This window comes from Paracoccus sp. Arc7-R13 (assembly GCF_004010775.1).
In the GTDB taxonomy this organism is placed as follows: domain Bacteria; phylum Pseudomonadota; class Alphaproteobacteria; order Rhodobacterales; family Rhodobacteraceae; genus Paracoccus; species Paracoccus marcusii.
On the sequence record NZ_CP034810.1, the window covers coordinates 525,880 to 551,375 of the forward strand.

A 25,496-nucleotide genomic window follows, 5' to 3' on the forward strand; every position below is an offset into this window, starting at 1 on the left:
TGGCCTCCTTGCCGGGCACGCGCGGTGGCGGCCCTTCTTCTTTGTTCAAATACCCTGGGGGTCCGGGGGTGAAACCCCCGGCCGGCGGTCGATCTTCAGTCGACCAGCGCCTTGTAGGCGGCCTCGTCCATGAACCCGTCCAACGCACCGGCATCCGAGGGCTTGATCCGGAAGAACCAGGCGGCCATCGGATCGCCGTTCACGTCGCCGGGGCTGTCCGACAGCGCCTCGTTCACCGCGGTGATCGTGCCCGCCACCGGGGCCGTGATGTCGGACGCGGCCTTGACGCTCTCGATCACCACGATCTCGTCGCCGGCGGACACCTCGCGCCCCTCCTCGGGCAGCTCGATGAACACCACGTCGCCCAGCTGTTCGCTGGCATGCTTGGTGATGCCCACGACGATCTCGTCGCCCTCGGCGCGCAGCCATTCGTGGTCTTCGGTGTATTTCAGCATGATCAGGTCCTTCAGCGTTTATAGGATGGGGTGACGAAGGGCAGGGCGCAGACCGTCAGGGGCACGCGCTTGCCGCGCACCTCCGCCCGGATCGTGGCGCCCTTGGGGATGTCGGCGGGAATGCGGGCCATGGCGATCGGGCCGCCCACAGACGGCCCGAAGCCGCCCGAACCGACCGTCCCGATGGGCGTCCCGTCATCGGCGAACAGCGCGACCCCCTCGCGGATCGGTGCGCGGCCCTCGGGGCGCAGCCCGCGGCGGGTGACGGCGGGCGATCCCAGTTCGGCCAGCACCGCGTCGGCGCCGGGAAACCCGCCCGCCCGCGCACCACCCGCGCGACGCACCTTGGGGATCGACCAGCCAAGCGCCGCCTGCGCGGGCGTCACGCCCCCGTCCATGTCATGACCGTAAAGCGGCATCCCCGCCTCCAGCCGCAGGCTGTCGCGCGCCCCCAGACCGATGGGCGCCACCTCGGGCTCTGCCAGCAGCGTCCGCGCGAAATCCTCCAGCCGGGTCTCGGGAACCGAGATCTCGAACCCGTCCTCTCCGGTATAGCCCGACCGCGACACCCAAAGCGTCGCCCCATCCCAGTCCAGCGCGGTGCTGTCCATGAACCGCATCGCCGCGACCCCCGGCACCAGCCGGGCCAGCGCCGCCTCGGCCTGCGGCCCCTGCAGCGCCACCAGCCCTCGATCCGTCACCGGCCTCACCGTCACGCCCGCCAGACCGCGCAGATGCGCGATGTCCTGTTCCGCACAGGCCGCATTCACGACCAGCAGGTAATGATCGCCCCGGTTGGCGAACATCAGGTCGTCCAGGACCCCGCCCGCATCGTTGGTGAACAGGCCGTAACGCTGCCGCCCGGGCGCCAGGCCCGCGACATCTGCGGGGATCAGCGTCTCCAGCGCCGCGGCGGCGGTGGCCATGTCGCCATCGTCAGGGGTGACCACCACCTGTCCCATGTGGCTGACGTCGAACAGCCCGGCCTGCGCACGGGTGTGCAGATGTTCGGCCATCACCCCCATCGGGTACTGCACGGGCATGTCCCAGCCCGCAAAGGGCACCATGCGGGCGCCCTGTTCGACATGAAGGTCGTAAAGACCGGTCCGGCGGCTCGTCTCGGCCATCTGGCCTCCTGCGTGTCTGCCGGGCAGCCGGCATCGGTTGGACGGGGAATGCCCCCGTGCGTCGATGCCCCCTCTGTCCGTGCCGGTGCCCCTGTCGGGACTTGGGCGCCTGAGATCGTTATCCCTTCGGCGGGCCTCTCGGCCACTCTCCAGAGTTCTTGGGGAAGACGGTCCTTTTGCCTGAGAGCTTGCCGGGGCGGCTTCTCCTTCGGCCCCGGCGCAGCGCCGGTGTCTCCCGAATTCCTGCTCTCGGTGCTAGCCGCCCCCTTGCGGCAAGGCAAGACCTTTGTCGCAGCCGTGCGTCAAAGCGGCGCTTTCCGCCCAAGGGCCGGGCAGACGTTGACAGGCCCCGCCCCCATGCGCATCGTCGCGGCTTGCCCCCGGACAGGTCGCCCATGCCGCCCAAGTTCTTCCAGATCGGCTTCAACAAATGCGGCACGACCTTCATCGCGCGCCTGTTCGACCTGAACCGCATCCCGGCTGCACACTGGCTGGAAGGCGCGCTGGCCGATGACATCGCTTATGCCAGGCTGACCGGTGCCCGGCCGCTGGCGCGATGGGCGGACAGCGTCACGGCCTTCACCGACATGGAATCGGTGCGCTTCCTGAACATGCCGGTGATCGAGGGATTCCGCGACTTCGCCCTGCTGGATCGTCACTATCCCGGTTCGGTCTTCCTGCTGAACACCCGCCGGGTCGAGGACTGGATCGCCAGTCGCTATCTGCACCGGGGCGGCGCGTATGCCCGCAGCATCGCGGCCAATCTGGGCGTTTCCCTCGGCGATCTGGGCGACATCTGGGCGCGGGACTGGGCCGACCACCTGTCCGCCGTGCGGGCGCATTTCGCGGGCCGTCCCACCTTCATCGACATCGACATCGACCAGGCCGCCCCCGAGGATTACCGCCGCGCCCTGTCGCCCTGGTACGACCTGCCGCATCTGCCCGCCCTGCCGGGCGCGGGGGTGCGCCAGGCCCGGCGTACCAACCTGCCGCGGGTGCTGGCGATGATGCAGACGGCGGTTCCCGGCGCCGATATCGACCCCGACCGCCGCGCCCGGCTAGCCACGCGGTTGGCCAAGCTGGCAGCCCCCGCCCGCCTGCGGCAGAAGGGTACGGTCGATCGCCCGCCCCATGCGCAGGCGCTGTGCCTGGACATGGATCACGGCCGCCTGCGCACGGCCGACGGGGCCGAACTGCCGCTGCATCGCGGGCCGGACGGGCGGTTCTACCTGGCCGCACAGCGCCCCGGCCTGCTGCGCGCGGCGGCGGTGGCCAATGACATCGCCGCGTTGACAGATCGGGGGCGGTACTGGCTGGACATGCGCCCCGCGACCTTCGCGGGCAGTGGACCGGACGATCCCGCCGACGGACCGCTGATCGCCAGTCTGCGCCGCACGGGGGCGCGCAACGTGTTCCTGTGGCCCGCGCCCTGGCTGCATCGCATCGGCAATGACGGCTTTCCAGGCGCACCCGCGGGCGATGACCCCGCATGGCAGGACCGCGCCGACGTGGCGGGGTGGCGCGGAACGTTGTCCAACCATCACGACCGCCTGACGGCCGAGGGCGCGATCACCGCCCTGCTGACCAGCGCACCGGGGTCCGACGCCTTCGCACAGGCGGTCGATGCCTTGCCGCGGATGTCGCGCTGGCGGTTCCTGACCGACCATGCAGGACGCGACGGCGTCGATCTTGCGCTGATCCCCGATGCGCGTGTCGCGCGGGCGCTGGACCGCGCCGGGCTGCGCCCGCCTGCGCCGCAGGCGCCGCCCCGGCCGCCGCGCCACGCCCTGTGCCTGTCCGGCTCCGAGGGGGATGCCGACCTCCTGCCCCTGGCCGACAGCCATGCGGTGGTGATCCGCCAAGGTGACGGCTGGGAAAGCTTTGCGGGGCGGCTGTTCCGGCCCTGGGTTCACGTCATTCCGATGGCGCAGGACGGGTCCGACCTGCCCGACCGGCTGGCCTGGGCCCGCGCAAACCCGGACGCCTGCCGGCAGATGTCGCGCAATGCGCGCAGGCTGTGCCATGCCCTGGCCGATCCTGCCGGGCGCAGGCTGCATCTGGCACAGGTGCTGGCCGATTACCGCCGCGCCACGGGCCAGGACTAGCGGCGCGGAAAGACGAAGACCCGGTCGCGGCGCAGCATCAGCCACATCGGCGTCCCGGCAGGCGGCAGGAACACCCCCGGCACCGTCGCGTTCAGCGCGATGCCGCCCGCATCGGTCGCGAACTCGACCAGCGATTCGCGACCCAGATAGCGGGCCCGCGTGACCCGCGCCAGCGCGGCGCTGCCGTTTTCGGCGGTGGGGGCGGGGCCCTGTCCGGCGCGGTCGAAATCCATCTTCAGGTGCTGGGGCCGGATGACGATGTCGACCTCTGCCCCCTCGGGCAGGCCGGGGGTCAGGAACTGGCCGAAGGGCGTGTCGGTCAGCGCGCCCTGCACCCGTCCCGTCAGCACGTTGATGTCGCTGAAGAACCCCGCCGCCAGCCGATCCACCGGCGCGTTGTAGAGGTTGTACGGCGCACCCTGCTGCACGATCCGGCCCCCCCGCATCAGCAGGATCTGGTCGGCCATGCGCATCGCCTCGTGCGGCTCGTGGGTGACCAGCAGGACGGCGGTGCCCTCATCCTTCAGCAGGGCCAGCGTCTCGTCGCGGATGCCGTCGCGCAGGCGCTCGTCCAGGCCGCTGAACGGCTCGTCCATCAACAGGACGCGCGGCCGCGGGGCCAGGGCGCGCGCCAGGGCCACGCGCTGCTGCTCTCCGCCGGACAGCTCATGCGGATAGCTGTCGATATGGGCGGTCATGCGCACGCGGTCCAGCAGCTCGGCCACGCGGTCGCGGTTGGCCTTCCAGCCGCCGGCCAGGCCGAATGCCACGTTCTCGCGCACGGGCAGATGCGGGAACAGCGCGAAGTCCTGGAACATCAGCCCGATCGCGCGGCGTTCGGGCGGGATGCGGAACTGGGTGTCGCAGACCAGCTGGCCGTCGACGAAGATCCGCCCCCGGTCCTGCATGTCGACGCCCGCCACGATGCGCAGCGTGGTCGATTTGCCGCAGCCCGACGGGCCCAGCAGACAGGCCACCTGGCCCGCCTCGACCTGGAAGCTGACATCGTCCACCACCGCCTGGCCGTCGAATCGGCGGGTCAGTCCCTGAACTTCCAGGCGGGGGGGCACGGTCACGGGCGATCCTTGGCGATTTGGTCGGGGTTGCGTATCAGGCGCGCCCCCGCCTCGCAACAGGGCCTCAGACCGTGACGTTCAACGCGCCGCCGTCCAGCAGCACGTTCTGCCCGACGATGAACCGCGCCTGCTGGCTGCACAGAAACGCGCAGGTCGCGCCGAAATCGGCAGCCGTGCCATAGGTGCCGGTGGGGATGGTCGCCTGCCGCTGTGCGCGGGCCTGATCGACGGTGATGCCCTGCGCGGACGCCACGCCGCCATCCAGGCTGTCGGCGCGGTCGGTCGCGTGGATGCCGGGCAGCAGGTTGTTCACGCAGACGCCCTTGCCGGCGACCTGGCGCGACATGCCGGCCACGAACCCGGTCAGCCCGGTGCGCGCCGTGTTGGACAGCCCCAGCACCGAGATCGGCGACCGCACCGATGCCGAGGTAATGTTCACGACCCGGCCCCAGCCACGGTCCATCATCCCCGGCACCAGCGCCTGCATCAGGGCGATGGCCGACAACATGTTGGCGTCGATGGCACGGATGAAATCGTCGCGCGTCCAGTCCTGCCAGTCGCCCGGCGGAGGGCCACCCGCATTGGTGACCAGGATGTCGGCATGGCCCACGGCGGCCAGCACGCGGGCGCGGCCCTCCTCGGTCGTGATGTCGGCGGCGACCGGGGTGACCTCGACGCCATGCCGTTCAGCGATCTCGCGGGCGGTCCGGGTGATCTCGGCCTCGGTGCGGGCGTTGATGACCAGGTTCACGCCGGCCTCGGCCAGCGCCTCGGCGCAGCCGCGCCCCAACCCCTTGGACGCCGCACAGACCAGCGCCCGTTTGCCCTTGATCCCCAGATCCATCGTGTTCTCCCTCTGCGTTCGACGCGCAGGAAACGCGGGCCGGGCGGCATTGTCAAACGCGATGACGCCGGCGATGCGCGGCGGGGCGCAGCCCCGCGGCAAGGAAGGGGCCTCGACGGCCCCGCCCTTGCCCATGCTCACCCCGCGATGGCCTCGCGGATCGCACGCATGTTCGTGCCATAGACGTCGGGCCGGTCCACCGACCCGCCCTTGAAGACCGCCGATCCCGCGACCAGCACGTCGGCTCCGGCCTGCGCCACCAGCGGCGCCGTCGCCGGGTCCACCCCGCCATCCACCTGGATATGGATCGGCCGATCGCCGATCATCCCGCGCAGGCGGGCGATCTTGTCGACCTGGCTGTGGATGAACTTCTGCCCGCCGAAACCGGGGTTCACCGTCATCACCAGCACCATGTCGCACAGGTCCAGCAGGTATTCGACCGCCTCGACCGGGGTGCCGGGGTTCAGCGCGATCCCGGCCCTCTTGCCGGTCGCACGGATCGCCTGCAGGGTGCGGTGCGGATGCGGCCCGGCCTCGACATGGGCGGTGATCATGTCGGCCCCCGCCTCGGCATAGGCCTCGATATAGGCGTCGACCGGCGCGATCATCAGATGCACGTCCATGACCGTCTTGACATGCGGGCGGAACGCCTTGACCGCCGGGGGGCCGAAGGTCAGGTTCGGCACGAAATGCCCGTCCATCACGTCGACATGGACCCAGTCGGCGCCCTGCGCCTCGATGGCGCGGATCTCGGCCCCGAAATTGGCGAAATCGGCGGACAGGATCGATGGGGCAATCTTGATCGTGCGGTCGAAATCCATGGCGCTCTCCAGTCTGTTCGGGCGGGGTTCACTCCGCTGCGGCCTGCCTGCTGGCGCGGTCCACGTCAAGACCGCCGTCGAAGACCCGGCTGGCGCGGATGTCCGGCGCGCTCAGCGTGGACAGGGCGGCGGCGTCCAGCGGCCCCTGCGCCTCGGTGAACAGACGGTTCGCCTGCCGCAGCCGGGCGCGGTCCAGTGCGTTCCGGATCGACCGGGCGTTCGCGAAATGCGGCTGCGTGCGCCGCGCGGCGATGTACTGGCCCATCGCGGTGCGGGCCGCGTCGTCCAGGCGGTAATTCTGCCGCGCCAGCATGCCTTCGCAGATGTGCAGCAGCTCGTCGTCGCTGTAGTCGGGAAACTCGATGTGGTGGGCGATCCGCGACCGGAACCCGGGGTTCGAGGCAAAGAACCGGTCCATCCGGTCGCCATAGCCCGCCAGGATCACCACCAGGTCGTCGCGGTTGTTCTCCATCACCTGCAGCAGGATCTCGATCGCCTCCTGCCCATAGTCGCGCTCGTTCTCGGCCCGGTAGAGGTAATACGCCTCGTCGATGAACAGCACGCCCCCCATCGCCTTCTTCAGCACCTCCTTGGTCTTGGGCGCGGTATGGCCGATGTACTGGCCCACCAGGTCGTCGCGCGTGACGGTCACCAGGTGCCCCTTGCGGACATAGCCCAGCCTGTGCAGCAGCGTGGCCATCTTCAGCGCGACGGTCGTCTTGCCCGTGCCGGGATTGCCGGTGAAGCTCATGTGCAGGGTCGGCGTCTCGGTCGCCAGTCCAAGCCGCCGCCGCGCCCGGTCGACCAGCAGCAGCGCCGCCGTCTCGCGGATGCGCGCCTTGACGGGGGCAAGGCCCACCAGCTCCTGGTCCAGTTCGGCCAGGACCTCGGCCACGCCGCTGTCGGCAAAGTCCCGGGCAAGGTCGACATGGGTCGGGACATCTTCGGTCATCATGCACCTCTTTCGTGGAATGCGTCCGGGCGATGGGAGGACACCGCCCGGACCTGGCCCTGCGGAGGAGCAACCTCTCAGGGATAGCGTGCGCCCTCGGGCTCGCGCATGGCATAGCTCTCGATGCTGTATCGGACCGTCCGGCCCTCGCCCTCCTGGCGCACCAGCCGAAAGCCCGGTTCCACCGCCGGTCGGTTCACGATCATCGCCATGCGGATCGATTCCCATCCGGGCGAGGCATCGAAGGCGATGACGCGGATATAGACCCCGCCATGCACCTTGCGGCATTCGTTGACCTCGAACACCACCGCCGCTGCGTCGGGATTGTCGAACATCGGGTGGCCCCACATCTCCCAATAGGTGTTCCGGGGATGCGGATCGTCGGTGTATTCGACCGACACCGCCCAGCCCCTGTCGATGGCGTACTGGGCCTGCACGCGGATGTCGTCATCCGACAGGTCGGGCAGAAAGCTGAACTGGCCTTGTGTCATCTTCATGGCTCTGGCTCCTCAGTGGGACACTTCGGGGGTGGGCGCGAAATCGGGCGCATCGGTCGAGGCATAGTCGAAGCTGACGTCCTTCCAGACATCCAGGGCCTGCTTCAGCGGCGTGCAGGTGCGGGCGGCGTCGCGCAGGATGTCCTCGCCCTCGTTCCAGATGTCGCGGCCCGAATTGCGCGCGAACACCATCGCCTCCAGCGCGACGCGGTTGGCCTGCGCGCCGGCGGCGATCCCGTGGGGATGGCCGATCGTGCCGCCGCCGAACTGCAGCACGACATCCTCGCCCAGGTAATGCAGCAGCTGGTGCATCTGGCCGGCATGGATGCCGCCCGACGCCACCGGCATCATCTTGTTCAGGCTGGCCCAGTCCTGGTCGAAGAAGATCCCGCTCTCCAGCGCCATGGGATTCCGCTCCTCGCGGAAGATGTCGTAATATCCCCTGGTGGTCGCCGGATCGCCTTCCAGCTTGCCCACGACGGTGCCTGCGTGCAGGTGGTCGACGCCGGCCAGGCGCATCCATTTCGCGATCACGCGAAAGCTGACGCCGTGGCTGCGCTGGCGGGTATAGGTCGAATGCCCGGCCCGGTGCAGGTGCAGGATCATGTCGTTGTCGCGCGCCCATTTGGCCATCGACTGGATCGCGGTGTACCCGATCACCAGGTCGATCATCACGATCACCGACCCAAGCGATTTCGCGAACTCGGCCCGCGCGTACATCTCCTCCATCGTGCCGGCGGTGACGTTCAGGTACGTCCCCTTTACCTCTCCGGTTGCGGCACTGGCGCGGTTCACCGCCTCCATGCAGTACAGGAACCGGTCCCGCCAATGCATGAAGGGCTGGCTATTGATGTTCTCGTCGTCCTTGGTGAAATCAAGACCGCCCTTCAGCGCCTCATAGACGACGCGGCCATAGTTCCGGCCCGACAGGCCCAGCTTGGGCTTGACCGTGGCACCCAGCAGCGGGCGGCCATAGCAGTTCAGGCGCTCGCGCTCGACCACGATGCCGGTGGCGGGACCTTGGAACGTCTTCACATAGGCCACGGGCAGGCGCATGTCCTCCAGCCGCAGGGCCTTCAGCGGCTTGAAGCCGAAGACGTTGCCGATGATCGACGCGGTCAAGTTGGCGATGCTGCCCCCCTCGAACAGGTCAAGGTCATAGGCGATATAGGCAAAGAACTCTCCGGGGCCGTTGGGGACGGGGTCCACGCGATAGGCCTTGGCGCGGTACTTGTCGCAGGCGGTCAGCCGGTCGGTCCAGACCACGGTCCAGGTCGCAGTGCTGCTTTCGCCCGCCACCGCCGCCGCGGCCTCGACCGCGTCCACCCCGTCCTGCGGCGTGATGCGGAACAGCGCGATGATGTCGGTGTCCTTGGGGGTATAGTCCGGCTCCCAGTATCCCATCTGCGCGTATTTCAGCACCCCGGCAGAGTACCGCTTTTTCGCGTCCAACTTGGCTGGCATCTCATTCATGGTCAGTCCTCCGTGAAAGGGTCAGGCGCGCTTGGCGTCATGGGTTAGGCGCAGGATCATCGGCGTCAGGATCAGCTGCATCGCCAGGTCCATCTTGGGGCCGGGCACGACGATCGAGTTGGCGCGGCTCATCCAGGATCCGTCGATCATCTGGGTCAGATAGGGAAAATCGATGCCCCTCGGGTTGCGGAACCGGATCACCACCAGGCTTTCGTCGGCGGTGGGGATCCAGCGGGCGATGAACGGGTTCGACGTGTCAACCACCGGCACGCGCTGGAAATTGATGTCGGTCTGGGTGAACTGCGGACAGATGCAGTGCACATAGGCGTGCATGCGCCGCAGGATGGTGTCGGTCACGGCCTCGGTCGAATAGCCGCGCTGGGCGCTGTCGCGGTGGATCTTCTGGATCCATTCCAGATTGATCACCGGCACCACGCCGATCTTCAGATCGGCCAGCGCGGCCAGGTTGACGGTGTCGTTGGCCACCGCCCCGTGCAGCCCCTCATAGAACAGCAGGTCGCTGCCGTCGGGAAAGGGTGCCCAGTCCGTGAAGGTGCCGGGCGAGGTGCCCCATCGTTCCGCCTCGCGGTCGTCATGGACGTAATGGCGGGTCTGGCCGCGCCCCGTTTCGCCATAGACGCGAAAGATCTGCTCCAGCACCTGGAGTTCGTTGGCATCAAAGCTGAAATGGCTGAAGGTCGCGTCGCCCGCGGCCAGCCGCGCGGCCAGTTCGGCCTTCATCGCGGCGCGGTCATAGCGGTGGAAGGCATCGCCCTCGATGCTGACGGCGGTGATGCCCTCGCGGCGAAAGATCTGGTCGAAGGTCGACTTGACCGTCGTGGTGCCCGCGCCCGAACTGCCGGTGACCGAGATGATGGGATGCTTGTGGCTCATGGGGTCCTCAGGTGCGGAACAGGCCGCGATGGCCGAACAGGGCCGAGACCTCGGCCTCGGGCAGATCGTGATAGGCGGCGACGCGGTCGACCTTGTCGACGCAGCCGAAGACCAGCGGCGTGCGGCTGTCGAACCCGGTGATCACCGCGTCCAGGATCGGCAGCGCGCCGTCCGTTGCCCGTCCCCCTGCCTGTTCGATCAGGAACGCGATGGGCGCCGCCTGGTGCAGCATCGACAGGCTGCCCCGCGCATGCCCCGACCGCGCATCGGCGGGCGCCAGGTAGATTCCCCCGCGCATCAGGATCCGATGCGCCTCGGCCACCAGCGACGGGGTCCAGCGCAGGTCGATGGTCCGTCCGCGCGGGCCCTGAACGCCGGCCAGGCAGTCGTCGACATAGGCCCGCACGGGGCGCGGCCAGTGGCGGTACTGCGACATGTCGATGGCCAGGTCGCGCACGGCGTCGGGCAGGTTGGCCCGCGCCCGTTCGATGGCGAAGGCCCACCCGTCCAGCGCCTGCACCTGCACGCCGTCGCCGCAGGTCAGCACCATCAGGCAGCGCGGTCCGTGCATCACGTATCCCGCCGCCCGCATCTGCCGCGCGGGGCGCAGAAAGCTGTCCTCGGCCGTGGCCGCCGCGTCGAAGATCGCGAACAGGGTGCCCGTGGGGGCATTGGCATCAGGCTGGTCGGGCGGCGAATGCGCGATGGCCAGGGCCAGCGCGCCCCGCGGATCGCCCCCTTCGGGCGTGGCCTGATCCGCCCGGCTGATCCAGCGCAGCCCCTTGCCCCGCAGCGCAGCCCCCGTGGCCAGGTGGCGCGCCAGATCATCCAGGCAGGCGTGCAGATCGGCCGGGATCAGGTCCGTGTCGATGGTCGCTTCGGTCATCGTCCCCTCCCCGGCACGAGTGCTGCCAGGGGACATTGACAGGCGACCGCGTTTCGGAAAATTTAATAAGGCGAAAGACGCATTCAGGAATTCTTAATATGCGCCATGATGCCGTCACCCTGCGCCAATTGCGCGCCCTGCGCGCGGTCGCCGACAGCGGCAGCCTGACCCTGGCCGCGGCGCAGCTGGGCCTCAGCCCGCCCGCCATTCACAGTCAGCTGAAATCGCTGGAAGATCTGGCTGGGGCGCCGTTGCTGCAGCGCGCCGAGCACGGGGCGTTTCGCGCCACCGCGCAGGGGCGTGCCGTGCTGATGGCAGAGGCCCAGATCGCCACCGCACTGGCCCGCGCCGGGCGCGAGGTCGCGTCCCTGGCCCAGGGGCACAGCGGCAACGTGGTCCTGGGGGTGGTGTCCACCGGCAAGTATTTCGCGCCGTTCCTGGTCGCCACGCTGCAACGCGCCCTGCCGCGGATCGAGGTGACGCTGCGGATCGGCAACCGCGACGCGATCCTGGCCGCGCTGGCCGCGGATGAGCTGGACCTGGCGATCATGGGCCGCCCGCCGCGCGAACCCGCCGTGATCGCCGCCCCCATCGGGCCGCATCCGCACATCATCATCGCGGCACCCGACCATCCGCTGGTGGCCCAGGACCCGGTCATGCCGATGGACCTGCTGTCCCAGACCTTCCTGTCGCGCGAGGAGGGGTCCGGCACCCGCATCCTGATGACCCGCTTTCTGGACCGCATCGGCGAAGGCACGCCCTGGCGCGCGACCGAGATGGGCACGAACGAGACGATCAAGCAGGCGGTGATCGCGGGCCTGGGCATCGCGCTAATCTCTCAGCATACCTGCACCGAGGAACTGCGCACCGGCCGTCTGGTCGCGCTGCAGGCCATCGGCCTGCCCATCCAGCGCAGCTGGTACCTGCTGCACCGCGCCGACCGCGCGCCCAGCCCGGCCACCGAACGCATCCGCGCGGCCATCGCGGGTCTTGGCGGCAGCTTCCTGCCGCGTCTGGAGGGGCGCGGCTGATCTTGCCGGTTCCGAGTCGTGTTGTCGTGCGGCCGTCGTCCAGACAAATACGAACGGCCCGCCGCGATGGCGGGCCGTTCCCCTAATCCACCGACACCACCTCTTAACGCTGATCCGTCAGCCGGCGTCGCGCAGGGCCGTGACCTCTCCCGCCGGGGCAGAGGCGCCGCCTTCGAACACGACCCGCCCGCCGCTGGCGTCGAACTGCGCCTCGACGATGCGGGCATAGGCGCCGACCTTGCTCTCCAGGATCATCTCGCCGCCGCGCCGGCTCTCCAACGTAAAGCTGTACAGCCCGTCAGGCAGCTTGGTGTCGTCGGCGCTGCGGCCCAGCCAGTCGATCTGGCCCTCTCCGGGGCCGATCTCCTCGCGCGTGACCTCGCGACCCTGCGCGTCGCGGGTGACCAGTTGCACACTGTCGGCCAGGGAATGGGGCACCACGTCCAGGGTGATGGCGTCGTCGCCGAACCAGACCGGGGCGGTGGTCCGCCCCTCCTTGCCGATCCAGCCCGCGATGCCCGCACCACCGGCCTGCCCGGCCATCTGCTCCAGGAACTTGTTGCTCAGCGCCGCCTGTTCGACCCCGGCGAACGTCGCCAGCTGGATCGCAAAGTCTGTGCTTTCCATGGGGTTCAGCGGGTCCTGGTTCTGCAGCTGCGCGGTCAGCATGGTCAGGAACGTCTGGAAGTCCCCTCCCGCGCCGGCGCCTGCGAACCCGCCCGCGCCTGCCGCAGAGGGGGTGGCCGCGGGAATGGTCACTGTCGGGCTGGTGATCGCGTCAACCATGAAATGCTCCTATAATCTGATGTCCAGGCGGCGGTCGCTCAACGCGGTGGGCGACATGCGGACCCGCAAGGGGGCGGCCGAAAGGGGAATGTCGTCGTCATCGCTGGCACGGCCCTGCGCAGGCTGGCTGTCGCTGCGGTCGTCGCGGCGGAAATCCAGACTGCCCGCGGACACGCCCGCATCGGCCAGCTGCTGCGTCAGCAGGTCCGCGTTGCGGCGCACCAGGTCCAGCGTCTCGGGGCGCTCGGCCCAGATGGTGATCTGGCCGCGATCGGTGCCCGACATGACCAGGCGGATGCGGCCCAGCTCCTCGGGGGACAGGGCGATCTCGGTCCGGTCGCCACGGGTGCTGACCAGCGCGTCGGTGACCTGCTGCAGCACGGGGCGCGGATCGTGCGACGCAGCCTGCCAGCCGGACCCGGCAGCGGCGGTGGGCCGTGCGGCGGCGGGGGTGTGCGAATCGGTGCCGAAGGGCAGTTCGGCCAAGGTCTCGGCAAGGCCTGCGGGCAAGGCGATCTCGGACCGAGCGGCAATGACGGGGTCGCGGGCCACCGTTGGCGCCGGACGGTCCGGTGCCGCCCGGTCGATCGGGGGCGGGGCGGCGTCGATCGGGCCGCCATCGACGGGGCGTGGGGCCGCGACACTCTCGGTCGCTGGGATCGGACGGCCTAGGCGCGCCGGTGTGACAGGCTGGCCGCTGCCATGGATCGGGGCCACCTGTGCGGCGGTTGCCCCAGGCAGGGTGGTGGCCGGGTTGGCGGCCTGCTGTGTGACGCCTGCATCCACGATGGGGGTCTTGGTCGGCGCGACTGCGGTCTGCACGGCCGGCGCGTCCGGGGCATCAGTCTCAGCAGGGGTCGTCGGGTCGGTCGACTGCGGTACCGTTGGAACCGCATCGCTGATCAGGCTCGCATCGGATGTCCCTGCGTCCACGGGCAGCAGGCTGGCCAAAGGATCGCCGCCCTGAATGTCGGCTGATTCGTCAATCTCGGGCGCTGGCAGCGGCGGAAGGCCTGCGGCCAGCGCCTCGATCGCGGGATCGGTACCGGGCGGTGCGCTGAACTCTCCGCTGAAGCCCATCTGCTGCTGCAGCCATGCCGCAAGCGGGTCCTTCGGTGGTGTCGGCACTGCGGTCGCCGGGGCGGCTGGTACCATCGCGCCTGCCGACCAGACATCGAAACCCGATTCGCCCGTCACGGGAACAGGCGTCGCCGCATCGACGAAGGCATCGGCGCGTGCGGGCATGGGCGATATGATCTGGATGTCAGCCATGAAAAAGCCTCTTTGGGTTTTTTCCTGATTAGTCCTTATTCCTTACCAATTATTTACGACGCCCCGATATTTTGAATCCCATCGTCATATGCAGCGGGGACAGAATGCAGATCGAACCGATTATTCCCACGGCGGCTCAAAAGCCCTCGCCCGTGGCCGTCGCGAATCAACTTGAACAGGCATTTCTTGAGGAGATGCTGAAATATTGCGGCCCCGGCCCGTCCGAAGGCGCCTTTTCCGGCGGCGCCGGAGAGGAGCAGTTCTCCAGCTTCCTGACGCGCGAACATGCGGGGCTGCTGGCGGAACGCCTGGACCTTGGGTTTGCCGCCATGCTGGAGGGCCGCGCATGAGCCGCGCCCTAACCCGCCAGGTGGCCCAGATCCGCGGCGCGCTGATGGCCGGAAATGCACAGGCCGCGCTGGCAGGATTGGACGAACTGACCCGCATCGCCGCGCGCAGGGGCATCGACACCCCCACCCGTGATCTGCTGGAGCCCGCCTTGGCCGACCTGCGCGCGCTGGCACAGGCCTCGCTCAAGGGCGCGCAGCAGGCGGCCGAACAGGTGCGCGCCATCGTCCAGGCCGCGCGCAGCCTGCAGACCTATGATTCCTTGGGTCAGCGCCACGTGAATGAAACCCGCGCGAATGCACCGCAAAGGTTTTGATAAAATGCGTCGGAAGGTTTGTTTGAGAGGAGGGCCGATATTCACTAGTTGTCAATAACCGGCCGCTAAACCGGGGACATGCCAGGGAAATGGCAAGGGCAACCGCCCGACAGGTCAGAAGGCCACAAGATGCAACCTGGGTGCAAAGCACCTTATATTGGAGGACACCATGTCCAGCATTCTGACCAACAACAGCGCCATGGTCGCGCTGCAGACCCTGAAGAGCATCAACTCGCAGCTGGGTAAAACCCAGTCCGACATCGCGACCGGCAAGACCGTCGCGAACGCCAAGGACAACGCTGCCGTCTGGGCGATCTCGAAAGTCATGGAAACCGACCAGTCGGCATTCAAGACGATCCAGTCGAACCTGAACGTAGCCGACGCCGTGGTGGGAACCGCCCGCGCTGGCGCCGAGCAGATCACCGATCTGCTGAAGGAGATGAAGAACCTGGCGATCGGCGGTGCCAACGACGCTGCTGACTTCGGCAAGATCCAGACGGATATGGCGAAGAAGGTCGAGCAGATCACCGCGATCATCGAGGGGACGCAGCTGAACGGCGTCAACCTGCTGAAGACGAACCCGACCGGCACCAACACCGCCTTTACGGTTCTGGGTTCGCTGGACCGCACCAACGGCACCGTGGCCACCGGTGCTGCCAACATCGAGGTCGACTCGGTCGACTTCGAGGCAGGCCTGGATGTCGCCGGTCTGACCGCGGTCACCGACCGTGCCTCGGCCGAAACCGCGATCGGCGAGATCGAGGCCCTGATCGACGTCGCTGTTCAGGGTGCCGCCGATCTGGGTTCGGCCGGCAAGCGGATCTCTGACCAGTCCAGCTTCGTGGGCAAGCTGTCGGACTCGCTGAAAACCGGCATCGGCTCGCTGGTCGACGCCGACATGGAGGAGTCGTCGGCTCGCCTTCAGGCCCTGCAGACGCAGCAGCAGCTGGGCATCCAGGCGCTGTCGATCGCCAACCAGGGGCCGTCGGCCGTCATGTCGCTGTTCCGCTGATAAGACCGGCGGGCGCCCCAAGGGCGCCCGTCACCCTCTGAATATCATTCAGCCCCTGATCACACTCCAGAATGGGAAGCACGATCTTGAACGCGGTAACGCCACTGACCGACCATGGCTACAGGACATCCGCCATCCGCTCTCCGCGCGATGCGGAATACGACATCTTCTCGCGCGTCACGCGCATGCTGCGGCAGGCCCCGCGAAAGGCCGACAACACCGATACCATCCAGGCGGTGCACAAGAATTCCGAACTGTGGACGATCCTGGCAACCGACCTTGCCGATCCCGGCAACGGGCTGCCCGATCAGGTCAAGGCCGGCCTGATTTCGTTGGCGGGATTTGCCATCCGCCACGGTCAGGCCGTGATGGCGGGCAGCGCCCAGACCGATCCGCTGATCGACATCAACATGACCGTCATGCGCGGTCTGCGCGGAGAGGGCGCACCATGAGCGGCCTTGTCCTCAAGCTGGCACCGAACGAGCGTGTGCTGATCAACGGCGCGGTGATCGAGAACGGCGACCGTCGCACCAAGATCGCGATCAAGACGCCCAATGTGAACGTCCTGCGCCTGCGCGACGCGATCCACCCCGACAGCGCCCAGACGCCGGTGTCACGCGCGATGTATGTCGCGCAGATGATCCTGTCCGGCGATGCCGAACCGTCCGAGGGCCGCCGGCAGTTGCTGATCGCCATCGAACAGCTGAGCCAGGTGTTTGACGATCGCGACAGCCGCCTGCTGTTGGCCGAGGCCAGTGCCGCCGCGGTCGATGCGAATGCCTATCAGGCGCTGCGCAAGCTGCGCGACCTGCTGCCCCGAGAGGCGCGGCTGTTCGCCGCCGCCCGGACGTGAGGGTATCATGACCATCTCTGTCGGCGCCACGGGCCTGCTGGGCTGGAAGATCGTCCAGCGAACCGAGGCCCGGCAGATCGAATCCGTCGCCCGCGACCCTGTGGTCCAGCGCAGCACGACCTACTTCCGTGACAACATCGCGGCCGCCACCAAGGCCGAGGAGTTGGTCAAGGATTACCGCCTTTTGAGCACGACGCTTTCGGCCTTCGGGCTGGAGGCGGACCTGCCCAACAAGGCTTTCATCCAAAAAGTCCTGGAAAGCGATCCCGCGGACAAGTCGTCGCTGGTCAACCGTCTGGCCGACAAGCGCTATCTGCGCATGAACGAGGCGATGGGCTTTGGGTCGACGAAGCCCGCCAAGGATCTGGCCGACACCATCAGCACCGCCTTTGTGCAGCGTGAATTCGAACGGCGCATCGGTGAAAGCGACGACAACCTGCGTCTTAGCCTGAATGCCCGGCGCGAGGTGCAGGAGCTGACAGGCCGCACCTCGACCGACCGGACCCTGTGGTTCGAGGTCATCGGCAACGCCCCGCTGCGCAAGGTCTTTCAGGGTGCATTCGGGTTCGGCGACAACTATGCCCGACTGCCGATCGACCGCCAGCTGGAGGAATACACCAAGGCTTCGGAGAGGCTGCTGGGCAGTTCCAGCTTCAAGGACATTTCCAAGCCCGAGAACGTGGAGAAGCTGATCCAGACCTTCATGGCGCGATCGCAGCTGACCACGTCGCCGACGGCCAATCGCTACAGCGCGGCGCTGACCCTGTTGCAGAACTTCTGACCCTGCGTCACCCTGGCGGCGGGCAAAGCCTGATTTCCACGCGCCAGCGGCCCGCCGCACCTTGCGCCCAAGGCGTGGCTGGCTATAACCCCGGACGATTTGCCGCGATCGATGCACGACCAGCCCGGGGGCCAGAACCATGCCGAAACGTACCGATATCAAGTCGATCCTGATCATCGGGGCAGGGCCCATCGTCATCGGGCAGGCCTGCGAGTTCGACTATTCCGGGGCCCAAGCCTGCAAGGCGCTGCGCGAGGAAGGTTACCGGGTCATCCTGGTGAACTCGAACCCTGCGACGATCATGACCGACCCGGAAATGGCCGATGCGACCTATATCGAGCCGATCACCCCCGAGATCGTCGAAAAGATCATCGCCAAGGAACGCCCCGACGCCTTGCTGCCGACGATGGGCGGTCAGACCGGGCTGAATACCGCGCTGGCCCTGGCCGACAGCGGCGCGCTGAACCGCTATGGGGTCGAGCTGATCGGCGCGCAGCGCAGCGCCATCGAGATGGCCGAGGACCGCAAGCTGTTCCGCGAGGCGATGGACCGCATCGGCCTGGAGAATCCCAAGGCCACGATCATCGCCGCCCCCAGGCTGGCATCGGGCAAATACGACATCAATGCCGGCGTCAGCCAGGCGATGGACGCGCTGGAGGAGATCGGCCTGCCCGCGATCATCCGCCCGGCCTTTACCCTGGGCGGCACCGGCGGCGGCGTGGCCTATAACCGCGACGATTACGAACGCATCGTCCGGTCGGGCCTGGACGCCTCGCCCATGGCGCAGGTTCTGATCGACGAAAGCCTGCTGGGCTGGAAGGAATACGAGATGGAGGTCGTGCGGGATCGCAACGACAACGCCATCATCGTCTGCGCGATCGAGAACATCGACCCGATGGGCGTGCATACCGGTGACAGCATGACCGTCGCCCCGGCCCTGACCCTGACCGACCGCGAATACCAGATCATGCGCACGGCCAGCATCGCGGTCCTGCGCGAGATCGGCGTCGAGACCGGCGGTTCCAACGTGCAATGGGCGGTGAACCCCGCCGACGGCCGCATGGTCGTGATCGAGATGAACCCCCGCGTGTCGCGGTCGTCCGCGCTGGCCTCCAAGGCCACCGGCTTCCCGATCGCCAAGATCGCCGCGAAGCTGGCGGTGGGATACACGCTGGACGAGCTGGACAACGACATCACCCGCGTCACGCCCGCCAGCTTCGAGCCCAGCATCGATTATGTCGTGACCAAGATCCCGCGCTTTGCGTTCGAGAAGTTTCCGGGCAGCAAGCCCGACCTGACCACCGCGATGAAGTCCGTGGGCGAGGTCATGGCGATCGGCCGCAGCTTCCACGAATCGCTGCAGAAGGCGCTGGCCTCGATGGAGAACGGCCTGACCGGCCTGGACGAGATCGCCATCGAGGGCGCGTCCGAGCAGGGCAAGCCCGCCGTCATCGCCGCCCTGTCCAAGGCCACCCCCGACCGCATCCGCGTCATCGCCGAGGCGATGCGGTTCGGCCTGTCGGATGACGAGATCCACCGCGTCACCAGCTTTGATCCGTGGTTCCTAGCCCGCATCCGCGAGATTATCGATGTCGAGCATCAGATCCGCGAGAACGGCCTGCCGACCGATGCCGACGGGATGCGCCGCATCAAGATGATGGGCTTTACCGATGCCCGCCTGGCCCACCTGACCAAGACCGACGAGACCACGGCGCGCCGCGCCCGGCGCAACCTGGACATCCGCCCGGTGTTCAAGCGCATCGACACCTGCGCGGCCGAGTTCGAGGCCCAGACCCCCTACATGTATTCCACCTACGAGGCGCCCGCGATGGGCGACGTGGAATGCGAATCCCGCCCCACCGACGCCAAGAAGGTCGTCATCCTGGGCGGCGGTCCGAACCGCATCGGCCAGGGGATCGAGTTCGACTATTGCTGCTGCCACGCCTGCTATGCGCTGACCAAGGCGGGCTACGAGACGATCATGATCAACTGCAACCCCGAGACGGTCAGCACCGATTACGACACCTCGGACCGGCTGTATTTTGAACCGCTGACCTTCGAACACGTGCTGGAGATCCTGCATACCGAACAGCAGAACGGTACCCTGCACGGCGTCATCGTCCAGTTCGGCGGCCAGACGCCGCTGAAGCTGGCCAATGCGCTGCAGGACGAGGGTATCCCGATCCTGGGCACGACCCCCGACGCCATCGACCTGGCCGAGGACCGCGAGCGGTTCCAGCGCCTGCTGCAGGATCTGGGCCTCAAGCAACCGATCAACGGCATCGCCAGCAGCGACGCCCAAGCCATTGAGATCGCCGAGCGTATCGGCTTTCCCCTGGTCATCCGCCCGTCCTATGTCCTGGGCGGCCGCGCGATGGAGATCGTGCGCGACATGGACCACCTGCGCCGCTACATCACCGAGGCCGTGACCGTCAGCGGGAAAAGTCCGGTCCTGCTGGACAGCTATCTGTCCGGCGCGATCGAGGTCGACGTCGATGCCCTGTGCGACGGCGAGACCGTCCACGTCGCGGGCATCATGGAGCATATCGAGGAGGCCGGCGTCCATTCGGGCGACAGTGCCTGTTCGCTGCCGCCCCACACGCTGGATGCGGCGACCGTTGCGGAACTCAAGGTCCAGACCACGGCCATGGCCCGTGCGCTTAAGGTCAAGGGCCTGATGAACGTACAGTTCGCCCTGAAGGACGGAGAGATCTTCGTGCTGGAGGTCAATCCGCGCGCCAGCCGCACCGTGCCCTTCGTCGCCAAGGCCACGGACAGCGCCATTGCCTCGATCGCCGCGCGGCTGATGGCGGGCGAGCCGATGTCGAACTTCCCCGCGCGCGCCCCCTATCCCGAAGGTGTTGGCCCGGAAACCGACCTGCCCTTTGCCGACCCGATGACGCTGGCCGACCCGATCACGCCGTGGTTCTCGGTCAAGGAGGCTGTGCTGCCCTTCGCCCGCTTCCCCGGCGTCGACACGCTCTTGGGCCCGGAAATGCGCTCGACCGGAGAGGTCATGGGCTGGGACCGCAACTTCGCGCGCGCCTTCCTCAAGGCGCAGATGGGCGCGGGCACCGACCTGCCGACCACCGGCCGCGTCTTCCTGTCCGTCAAGGACGCCGACAAGACGCCCGCCTTGGCGCAGGCCGCCCGCGACCTGGTGACGATGGGCTTCGATCTGGTCGCGACCTCGGGCACCGCCGATTTCCTGGATGCGCAGGGCGTGGCGTCCACCCGCGTGAACAAGGTCTATGAAGGCCGTCCGAACATCGTCGATCGCCTCAAGAACGACGAAATCGCGATGGTCCTGAACACGACGGAAGGCGTCCAGGCCATCGCCGACAGCCGCGACATCCGCGCCGTCGCCCTCTACGACAAGATCCCCTACTTCACCACGGCCGCAGGCAGCATCGCCGCCGTGGCCGCGATCAAGTCGCGGGAGGAAGGGGAAGTCGGGGTGAGATCGCTGCAGGCTTAAATTTTGAAAGCTTTACGTCATGCATGCGGGGATCAGCCTAATAGGCAAGTTGATCCTCGCCAGCCTTGGTAAATTCTTCTATCAACTATTTTACCGTAGTAGCCAATAGAGGTTAGCGTAAGCGCCTCTACTAGCCATTGAATTAGCAGCCAGCATTTGTGCAACTGGACGCCGTTAGGGCTGAAATTTAGATCTTGATGCACTATTTTGTTTCTAAAAAAGCTAATGATTTGGAATCCATCCATATTCTGTCGGCTTTTCGACAAAAGCTTTAGCTCGGCGCTGTGTTCCATGAGGTCGTTAGTTAACCGCATAAATTTAAATGCGGCTCTGGCTTTGTCACTAAATATATTGGCCCTCTCGCTAAGTAATGCTCTGGAACAGCCAGCTTCATGCTCGAGTATATAGTTCACAATCGCTTCTAATGCGCTATGGGCTGCGATAACTGACATCTCAATTGAGATATCGCGAGAGGCATTCGATGCCCGATAGAACTCCAATGTTTGTCGAAGAGCGCGCCGATGAAGGTCAGATCTACGGGCGAAACTAAACTTCAAAAAAATCTCAGGCAGATGCTCCTAGATCCCTTCGTCAAACCACGTTGTCTGAACCTTATTTTCGTCGTATCGAGTGAATCCTATTATTTCTGCGGCAAGTCCGTTTGTGGCGTCGTACGCTTCGATGTTGCCAAGGCCACAAAACTGACCTTTGGCGAATGATATAAACTCATGGAACTCTAAATAGTGTTCAAGCAGGCGCTCAGAATCACCAGGATGATCGGTGCGAATGCGAAGGAATGTCCCTCCACTATCTTTATCAAATTGTACTGAGAAACAGTTTCCACTGCATTCCGTAAGGTCGATGTTTTTTATAATCATCTCGGGAGGGCTAGCAATGATCGCCGAACCTGAGGTGAATTGTTTTGCGTAAATAAGGCTAATCGGCCTTCTCTTAGGGACAACTATAACTGAATTTTGATCTCCGTGGAAGGAGTGAGCGAGTTTACTTGCAAGCACCTCAAATCTTCGTCCGTCAGGTCCAACTAGTTCTATCTTGCTTTTAAGGAGATCGTCGTGGCTGTCGGGATTTCCATCAGGGAAAATTGCCCCGATATGAAAGGTAAGTCGCCCAGATCTTTCCTTGAATAACGGGACTACCGCAGCGCCAAGACTCCTGCCATCGATCAAAACATCCTTTAAAGCAAATTTTCGCACTTTATCCATGACGATCTATCTTTGCCTTTTTAATTTTGCGCAGCCTCATCGTATTGACCACCAGCGTCAACGTCACGCAAGAACAACTTGGATTTCTAATGTAGGGCGTAAATCGAGGGCTTACCGTTTCACAACCCCCTCCGCCCCTTCATCTCCTCCAGTAACGCCCGCTTCCCCGCCGCACTCATCCGCCGAGGCCCCTCCATCGGCACCCCCGGCCCGCCCGGGGGCAGCGGCGTCTCGCCCATCTCGGCCCAGGCCGCGTCCTCGGCGCGCTGCAGGTCGCCGAATTCGGGGCGGGGGCCGTCCAGACCCTCGGCCTCGCGGCGCTTGAGGTAATCCATCGTCTCGGCCCCCTCGATCAGCCCCGCCAGCCGCGCATGCATCCAGGCCGCCATCAGCCGGTTGACCCGCACCTGCCAGTCCGGCCCCATGGATCGAAAGAACGCCACCACACCCGCATCCAGCCGCAGCGTGACGCGCATCTTGGGCGCCGTGCCCTTTTCCTGCGCGATGCGGTGCCATTCGTCGGGGATGCGCATCCGCGCCATGACGGTGCTGTGCAGGTCCCATTCCAGCATCCGCATCGCGTCGGCCAAATAGTGGTAGTCCGCGCGCCGGGTTCCTTCTGCCTTGGCGACAGGCACATTGTCTTCGCGGTATGGATGCCCGCCAAGCTGCCTCCCGGCCGTTAACGATGCCTAAGCGACCGTGCGTTGTCGGTGTACGCCCTGTATCTACGCAGTGCGCCCTCGGTGACCACCTGGCACGTGCCGTTCCGGGCTAGAAGAAAGAAGTCCATGATCCAGCCATGCGCCGCGCGCCGCTCTCTCAACGCACACAATCCGCGGCCCGGTTTCTACCAACAACTCAGCGTCCAGCAGCGCAGCCCCTGTCTAGCATCACCACCACTCATTCCTACCCCGCGGGCTAGCCGCGCTCTTGTATCTAACGGCCGGTAGTGATGCGGACCTCTCCGCCAAGCACGTTCAGGGGAATGGCATGGGCATCGCAGAGGGCCTTGGATGGCCGTGATGCCGATGGACACTGCAGAGCCGGTGATCAGGAGGCTCATGCTGCGCCCCTTAGGTCGGTGGCTCCGGACCGGGCCAGGTCGCGCGTGCAGCCCGCAGCCGCTGTCGCGCACGCCGTCGCGCAGCAGTGCGTTGCGGATGCCGTTCGCCGCGGCCGAGGCCAGCCGCCGGGACGGGCGGTCGCGGCGGTCCACCCGCTGGCCCTGGACCAGGCCCAGCGCAATGCCGCCCCCGGCAAATGACTCCAGCAGGGCAGGAATGTTGTCGGGCGGGTTCTGACCGTCCGCATCCAGCGTCACGATCAGCGCCCCGCGCGCGGCCCAGACCCCGCTGCGGATCGCGGCGGACTGCCCGCAGGACCGGTCGTGGCAGATCACCCGCAGCTGCGGCAGCCGCGTCTGCAGCGCGGCCAGTTCGGCCCGCGTTCCATCGCGCGAGGCGTCGTCGATAACGATAATCTCGTGCGCGTGGTCCCGCAGAGTGGCGGCGATGCCGGTCAGCAGGGAGGTGATGTTGCCGGCCTCGTCGCGGGCGGGCAGGACGACGGAAATGTCGGGCGTCATGGCGCGACCTTCTGTGAGCGGTGAAGGGTATAGGTCTTGTCGCGGAACGGCAGCCGCAGGACGGGGGTCATGCCGGGGACGGGCCGGTCCGTCTGGTCCAGAAGCACGCCGCCCGGATGGTCGCGCAGCCACCCCGCAACGGCGTCGTCGGACAGGCGGGCGACCGGGTTCAGCAGGCGTCCGGAAAAGTTCAGCTGCACGTGATAGGTGCCGTCGGTGACGGCGATGCCTGCGGCATCATGGGGCGTCACGGCCCGGCCCAGATCGGTCATGTCATAGCACGCGGACAGCAGCGGGCTCAGCCCGAGATGCAGCCCGATCATCAGCGCCAGCGCCAGCAGCAGCGCGGCCAGCGCCGTGACCCGCGCCCGCAGCCGCAACCGCAGGAACGCCCCCATGGCCCAGACCGCCGCCAGCCGCGTGCCGGGATCGGCCCAAAGTTGCCTTGGCCGCAGCGCACCAAGCCCCGCCCCGGTCCAGCCGAACGGCCAGATCATCGCGGGCAACAGGGCGGCATAGAACCACCAGGGTTTGCGATGGGCAAAGGATGCCACCATGCGCCCGCCGCTTTGCCGCCACAGGACCTCGATGCGGTACTCCGGCCGCCCAGGATCAGCGCGGGCACCAGCCACAGGCCGACCGCCACCAGCGCGACGGCCAGCGCCAGCCCGCCCGCCCATTGCCGCGCCGACGGACGCTCCGCCTCCGCCCGCAGCGGCATCGACAGCGCCACGGGCAGCAGGTGGATCAGAATCACCGGCCCCTTGGCATAGACGCCCAAGGCCACGGCCATCCCCAGGGCAACCCAGGCCCCGCGTCACGGCCTGCGGACCGCCGACCACAGCGCCAGCATCGCCAGCGGCGTGGCCGCGGTCTGCATCGCGTCGGACATGGTCGTCGATCCGAACAGCAGCCAGACCGGCGACACCGCCAGGATCAGCGCCGCGGCCCCGCCGCGCGCAGGCCTGTCCGGCCGCAGCCGCAAGGCCAGCAGCCCGGTCATCGCCACGCAGGCCGTCGCGAAGGCCGGCCCGACCAGTCGGGCCGCGAAGGCATCGACGCCCACGACCGCCCAGACCAGGTTGATCAGCCAGAACAGCATCAGCCAGAACAGCAGCGGCGGCTGGTGCCCGTAGATCGCCCCGTTCAGGTGCAGGACCCAGGGTGATCCGCCGACATGCATCTTCCACGCGGCGGCGACATAGCGGGCCTCAGCAAGCGCAGCAGGATTAGCGTCAGCGCGGTCAGCGCGAACAGTAGCGTGGCGGACAGGACGGGACGCATCCTTATGCTGCGGCCGTCCGGCGATGCCTACGGATCAGCATCAGGTTGCGCAGATAGACGAACAGCCCCAGCCCCTGGCCCGGCACAAAGACCGGGTCACCACGCCACGACGCATAGGCAAAGAGGGTGACCCCGCCCGCCAGCGAGACCCACAAGAACCGATGCGGGACGACACTGCGTCGCATCCTTTCGCTGGTCAGCCACTGGATGACGAAACGCGCGCTGAACAGCGCCTGCCCAAAAAACCCGATCCTAAGCCAAACCGTCTGACTCGTCATCCGCCCCGTCGTTGCAGGACAGCCGTGCCACGCGAGGCTTGCAGGAAGCGTGCAGTCGAGAGCTTGGATGCGCCGAACTGCATCGTCGATCGCCGGGCGTCTTCCAAAAAGCCTGT

The 25,496-nt window shown here is 66.8% G+C and carries 28 protein-coding genes and 1 riboswitch; of the genes, 9 read left to right on the plus strand and 19 right to left on the minus strand.

Going from position 1 to position 25,496, the window contains the following annotated elements; genetic code table 11:
- Window positions 1–95 precede the first annotated feature (95 nt).
- Both gcvH and gcvT read right to left on the minus strand, forming a co-directional pair.
- Window positions 96–455 carry a glycine cleavage system protein GcvH gene (gene gcvH / locus EOJ32_RS02575; protein WP_127897590.1) on the minus strand — a complete coding sequence of 120 codons (360 nt, stop codon included), beginning with the start codon at window positions 453–455 and terminating at the stop codon, window positions 96–98.
- Between the two features lie 11 nt (window positions 456–466).
- Window positions 467–1,582, minus strand: a complete 1,116-nt coding sequence (gene gcvT, locus EOJ32_RS02580) for a glycine cleavage system aminomethyltransferase GcvT (protein WP_127897591.1) — start codon at window positions 1,580–1,582, stop codon at window positions 467–469.
- A gap of 158 nt (window positions 1,583–1,740) precedes the next feature.
- Window positions 1,741–1,830, minus strand: a riboswitch (glycine riboswitch).
- 147 nt (window positions 1,831–1,977) lie between these two features.
- Here gcvT and EOJ32_RS02585 point away from each other — a divergent pair.
- Window positions 1,978–3,687, plus strand: coding sequence for a hypothetical protein (locus EOJ32_RS02585; protein ID WP_127897592.1), 1,710 nt, complete (start codon window positions 1,978–1,980; stop codon window positions 3,685–3,687).
- Here EOJ32_RS02585 and EOJ32_RS02590 read toward each other — a convergent pair.
- The 8 genes from EOJ32_RS02590 to EOJ32_RS02625 form a co-directional block, all read right to left on the minus strand.
- The gene (locus tag EOJ32_RS02590) at window positions 3,684–4,763 is read right to left on the minus strand and encodes an ABC transporter ATP-binding protein (protein ID WP_045982329.1); all 1,080 of its coding nucleotides are present in this window, start codon (window positions 4,761–4,763) and stop codon (window positions 3,684–3,686) included. The genes EOJ32_RS02585 and EOJ32_RS02590 overlap by 4 nt on opposite strands.
- A gap of 64 nt (window positions 4,764–4,827) precedes the next feature.
- A complete protein-coding gene (locus tag EOJ32_RS02595; RefSeq protein WP_045982353.1) occupies window positions 4,828–5,607 on the minus strand; it encodes an SDR family oxidoreductase in 780 nt (259 codons plus the stop codon).
- 137 nt (window positions 5,608–5,744) lie between these two features.
- The gene (gene rpe / locus EOJ32_RS02600; RefSeq protein ID WP_127897593.1) at window positions 5,745–6,428 is read right to left on the minus strand and encodes a ribulose-phosphate 3-epimerase; all 684 of its coding nucleotides are present in this window, start codon (window positions 6,426–6,428) and stop codon (window positions 5,745–5,747) included.
- Window positions 6,429–6,456: 28 nt separating this feature from the next.
- Window positions 6,457–7,383 carry a CbbX protein gene (gene cbbX, locus EOJ32_RS02605; protein WP_371705834.1) on the minus strand — a complete coding sequence of 309 codons (927 nt, stop codon included), beginning with the start codon at window positions 7,381–7,383 and terminating at the stop codon, window positions 6,457–6,459.
- 74 nt (window positions 7,384–7,457) lie between these two features.
- Entirely contained in the window at window positions 7,458–7,877 is a 420-nt protein-coding gene (locus EOJ32_RS02610) for a ribulose bisphosphate carboxylase small subunit (protein WP_045982330.1), read from the minus strand.
- A gap of 12 nt (window positions 7,878–7,889) precedes the next feature.
- Window positions 7,890–9,350: a form I ribulose bisphosphate carboxylase large subunit gene (locus tag EOJ32_RS02615; protein ID WP_205963172.1), complete on the minus strand. Its 1,461-nt coding sequence runs from the start codon at window positions 9,348–9,350 to the stop codon at window positions 7,890–7,892.
- Between the two features lie 21 nt (window positions 9,351–9,371).
- Window positions 9,372–10,244, minus strand: coding sequence for a phosphoribulokinase (locus tag EOJ32_RS02620; protein WP_127897594.1), 873 nt, complete (start codon window positions 10,242–10,244; stop codon window positions 9,372–9,374).
- A 7-nt stretch (window positions 10,245–10,251) separates the two neighbouring features.
- Complete coding sequence (locus tag EOJ32_RS02625) at window positions 10,252–11,130, minus strand: fructose-bisphosphatase class I (protein ID WP_127897595.1); 879 nt, start codon at window positions 11,128–11,130, stop codon at window positions 10,252–10,254.
- Window positions 11,131–11,228: 98 nt separating this feature from the next.
- Here EOJ32_RS02625 and cbbR point away from each other — a divergent pair, with 98 nt between their 5' ends.
- Window positions 11,229–12,161, plus strand: a complete 933-nt coding sequence (cbbR, locus tag EOJ32_RS02630) for a LysR family regulator CbbR (protein WP_127897596.1) — start codon at window positions 11,229–11,231, stop codon at window positions 12,159–12,161.
- Window positions 12,162–12,278: 117 nt separating this feature from the next.
- Here cbbR and EOJ32_RS02635 read toward each other — a convergent pair whose 3' ends face one another.
- A complete protein-coding gene (locus tag EOJ32_RS02635) occupies window positions 12,279–12,947 on the minus strand; it encodes a flagellar hook capping FlgD N-terminal domain-containing protein (protein WP_045982334.1) in 669 nt (222 codons plus the stop codon).
- A gap of 9 nt (window positions 12,948–12,956) precedes the next feature.
- On the minus strand, window positions 12,957–14,219 hold the full coding sequence (locus EOJ32_RS02640; protein ID WP_127897597.1) for a flagellar hook-length control protein FliK: 1,263 nt from the start codon (window positions 14,217–14,219) through the stop codon (window positions 12,957–12,959).
- A gap of 104 nt (window positions 14,220–14,323) precedes the next feature.
- Here EOJ32_RS02640 and EOJ32_RS02645 point away from each other — a divergent pair, with 104 nt between their 5' ends.
- The 7 genes from EOJ32_RS02645 (at window position 14,324) to carB (ending at window position 21,007) form a co-directional block, all read left to right on the plus strand.
- Entirely contained in the window at window positions 14,324–14,569 is a 246-nt protein-coding gene (locus EOJ32_RS02645; protein WP_045982336.1) for a rod-binding protein, read from the plus strand.
- On the plus strand, window positions 14,566–14,883 hold the full coding sequence (locus EOJ32_RS02650) for a hypothetical protein (protein ID WP_127897598.1): 318 nt from the start codon (window positions 14,566–14,568) through the stop codon (window positions 14,881–14,883). The genes EOJ32_RS02645 and EOJ32_RS02650 overlap by 4 nt, the downstream gene beginning before the upstream one ends.
- Before the next feature lie 169 nt (window positions 14,884–15,052).
- Window positions 15,053–15,895, plus strand: a complete 843-nt coding sequence (locus EOJ32_RS02655; protein WP_045982357.1) for a flagellin — start codon at window positions 15,053–15,055, stop codon at window positions 15,893–15,895.
- 86 nt (window positions 15,896–15,981) lie between these two features.
- Window positions 15,982–16,347 (plus strand): flagellar biosynthesis regulator FlaF, encoded by a 366-nt coding sequence (gene flaF, locus EOJ32_RS02660; protein WP_052714760.1) that lies wholly within the window; start codon window positions 15,982–15,984, stop codon window positions 16,345–16,347.
- Window positions 16,344–16,748 carry a flagellar biosynthesis repressor FlbT gene (gene flbT / locus EOJ32_RS02665; protein ID WP_045982339.1) on the plus strand — a complete coding sequence of 135 codons (405 nt, stop codon included), beginning with the start codon at window positions 16,344–16,346 and terminating at the stop codon, window positions 16,746–16,748. Before flaF ends, flbT begins: the two co-directional genes overlap by 4 nt.
- A gap of 7 nt (window positions 16,749–16,755) precedes the next feature.
- A complete protein-coding gene (locus EOJ32_RS02670; RefSeq protein ID WP_164871380.1) occupies window positions 16,756–17,529 on the plus strand; it encodes a DUF1217 domain-containing protein in 774 nt (257 codons plus the stop codon).
- A 139-nt stretch (window positions 17,530–17,668) separates the two neighbouring features.
- A complete protein-coding gene (gene carB / locus EOJ32_RS02675; protein ID WP_127897600.1) occupies window positions 17,669–21,007 on the plus strand; it encodes a carbamoyl-phosphate synthase large subunit in 3,339 nt (1,112 codons plus the stop codon).
- A gap of 578 nt (window positions 21,008–21,585) precedes the next feature.
- On the opposite strand, the gene EOJ32_RS02680 is transcribed toward carB, so the two are convergent.
- The 7 genes from EOJ32_RS02680 to EOJ32_RS02710 all read right to left on the minus strand — a co-directional run bounded on the left by EOJ32_RS02680 (window position 21,586) and on the right by EOJ32_RS02710 (window position 25,380).
- Complete coding sequence (locus tag EOJ32_RS02680; RefSeq protein ID WP_127897601.1) at window positions 21,586–22,230, minus strand: hypothetical protein; 645 nt, start codon at window positions 22,228–22,230, stop codon at window positions 21,586–21,588.
- Between the two features lie 119 nt (window positions 22,231–22,349).
- A complete protein-coding gene (locus EOJ32_RS02685; protein ID WP_127897602.1) occupies window positions 22,350–22,820 on the minus strand; it encodes a BrnA antitoxin family protein in 471 nt (156 codons plus the stop codon).
- Between the two features lie 260 nt (window positions 22,821–23,080).
- A complete protein-coding gene (locus EOJ32_RS02690) occupies window positions 23,081–23,818 on the minus strand; it encodes a glycosyltransferase family 2 protein (RefSeq protein ID WP_127897603.1) in 738 nt (245 codons plus the stop codon).
- Window positions 23,815–24,375, minus strand: coding sequence for a hypothetical protein (locus tag EOJ32_RS02695; protein WP_164871381.1), 561 nt, complete (start codon window positions 24,373–24,375; stop codon window positions 23,815–23,817). The genes EOJ32_RS02690 and EOJ32_RS02695 overlap by 4 nt, the downstream gene beginning before the upstream one ends.
- Window positions 24,312–24,611 (minus strand): hypothetical protein, encoded by a 300-nt coding sequence (locus EOJ32_RS02700; protein WP_127897605.1) that lies wholly within the window; start codon window positions 24,609–24,611, stop codon window positions 24,312–24,314. Before EOJ32_RS02700 ends, EOJ32_RS02695 begins: the two co-directional genes overlap by 64 nt.
- Before the next feature lie 24 nt (window positions 24,612–24,635).
- The gene (locus EOJ32_RS02705) at window positions 24,636–25,001 is read right to left on the minus strand and encodes a glycosyltransferase family 39 protein (RefSeq protein WP_052714898.1); all 366 of its coding nucleotides are present in this window, start codon (window positions 24,999–25,001) and stop codon (window positions 24,636–24,638) included.
- A 103-nt stretch (window positions 25,002–25,104) separates the two neighbouring features.
- Window positions 25,105–25,380, minus strand: coding sequence for a lipid-A-disaccharide synthase N-terminal domain-containing protein (locus EOJ32_RS02710; RefSeq protein ID WP_127897606.1), 276 nt, complete (start codon window positions 25,378–25,380; stop codon window positions 25,105–25,107).
- Window positions 25,381–25,496 lie beyond the last annotated feature (116 nt).

Bases quoted from the DNA above. Each gene is read 5' to 3' on its own strand.
- gcvH (WP_127897590.1), bottom strand. From the start codon at position 455: ATGCTGAAATACACCGAAGACCACGAATGGCTGCGCGCCGAGGGCGAC.
- gcvT (WP_127897591.1), bottom strand. From the start codon at position 1,582: ATGGCCGAGACGAGCCGCCGGACCGGTCTTTACGACCTTCATGTCGAA.
- EOJ32_RS02585 (WP_127897592.1), top strand. From the start codon at position 1,978: ATGCCGCCCAAGTTCTTCCAGATCGGCTTCAACAAATGCGGCACGACC.
- EOJ32_RS02595 (WP_045982353.1), bottom strand. From the start codon at position 5,607: ATGGATCTGGGGATCAAGGGCAAACGGGCGCTGGTCTGTGCGGCGTCC.
- rpe (WP_127897593.1), bottom strand. From the start codon at position 6,428: ATGGATTTCGACCGCACGATCAAGATTGCCCCATCGATCCTGTCCGCC.
- cbbX (WP_371705834.1), bottom strand. From the start codon at position 7,383: ATGATGACCGAAGATGTCCCGACCCATGTCGACCTTGCCCGGGACTTT.
- EOJ32_RS02610 (WP_045982330.1), bottom strand. From the start codon at position 7,877: ATGAAGATGACACAAGGCCAGTTCAGCTTTCTGCCCGACCTGTCGGAT.
- EOJ32_RS02615 (WP_205963172.1), bottom strand. From the start codon at position 9,350: ATGAATGAGATGCCAGCCAAGTTGGACGCGAAAAAGCGGTACTCTGCC.
- EOJ32_RS02620 (WP_127897594.1), bottom strand. From the start codon at position 10,244: ATGAGCCACAAGCATCCCATCATCTCGGTCACCGGCAGTTCGGGCGCG.
- EOJ32_RS02625 (WP_127897595.1), bottom strand. From the start codon at position 11,130: ATGACCGAAGCGACCATCGACACGGACCTGATCCCGGCCGATCTGCAC.
- cbbR (WP_127897596.1), top strand. From the start codon at position 11,229: ATGCGCCATGATGCCGTCACCCTGCGCCAATTGCGCGCCCTGCGCGCG.
- EOJ32_RS02635 (WP_045982334.1), bottom strand. From the start codon at position 12,947: ATGGTTGACGCGATCACCAGCCCGACAGTGACCATTCCCGCGGCCACC.
- EOJ32_RS02640 (WP_127897597.1), bottom strand. From the start codon at position 14,219: ATGGCTGACATCCAGATCATATCGCCCATGCCCGCACGCGCCGATGCC.
- EOJ32_RS02645 (WP_045982336.1), top strand. From the start codon at position 14,324: ATGCAGATCGAACCGATTATTCCCACGGCGGCTCAAAAGCCCTCGCCC.
- EOJ32_RS02650 (WP_127897598.1), top strand. From the start codon at position 14,566: ATGAGCCGCGCCCTAACCCGCCAGGTGGCCCAGATCCGCGGCGCGCTG.
- EOJ32_RS02655 (WP_045982357.1), top strand. From the start codon at position 15,053: ATGTCCAGCATTCTGACCAACAACAGCGCCATGGTCGCGCTGCAGACC.
- flbT (WP_045982339.1), top strand. From the start codon at position 16,344: ATGAGCGGCCTTGTCCTCAAGCTGGCACCGAACGAGCGTGTGCTGATC.
- EOJ32_RS02670 (WP_164871380.1), top strand. From the start codon at position 16,756: ATGACCATCTCTGTCGGCGCCACGGGCCTGCTGGGCTGGAAGATCGTC.
- carB (WP_127897600.1), top strand. From the start codon at position 17,669: ATGCCGAAACGTACCGATATCAAGTCGATCCTGATCATCGGGGCAGGG.
- EOJ32_RS02680 (WP_127897601.1), bottom strand. From the start codon at position 22,230: ATGGATAAAGTGCGAAAATTTGCTTTAAAGGATGTTTTGATCGATGGC.
- EOJ32_RS02690 (WP_127897603.1), bottom strand. From the start codon at position 23,818: ATGACGCCCGACATTTCCGTCGTCCTGCCCGCCCGCGACGAGGCCGGC.
- EOJ32_RS02695 (WP_164871381.1), bottom strand. From the start codon at position 24,375: ATGGTGGCATCCTTTGCCCATCGCAAACCCTGGTGGTTCTATGCCGCC.
- EOJ32_RS02700 (WP_127897605.1), bottom strand. From the start codon at position 24,611: ATGGCCGTGGCCTTGGGCGTCTATGCCAAGGGGCCGGTGATTCTGATC.
- EOJ32_RS02705 (WP_052714898.1), bottom strand. From the start codon at position 25,001: ATGCATGTCGGCGGATCACCCTGGGTCCTGCACCTGAACGGGGCGATC.
- EOJ32_RS02710 (WP_127897606.1), bottom strand. From the start codon at position 25,380: ATGACGAGTCAGACGGTTTGGCTTAGGATCGGGTTTTTTGGGCAGGCG.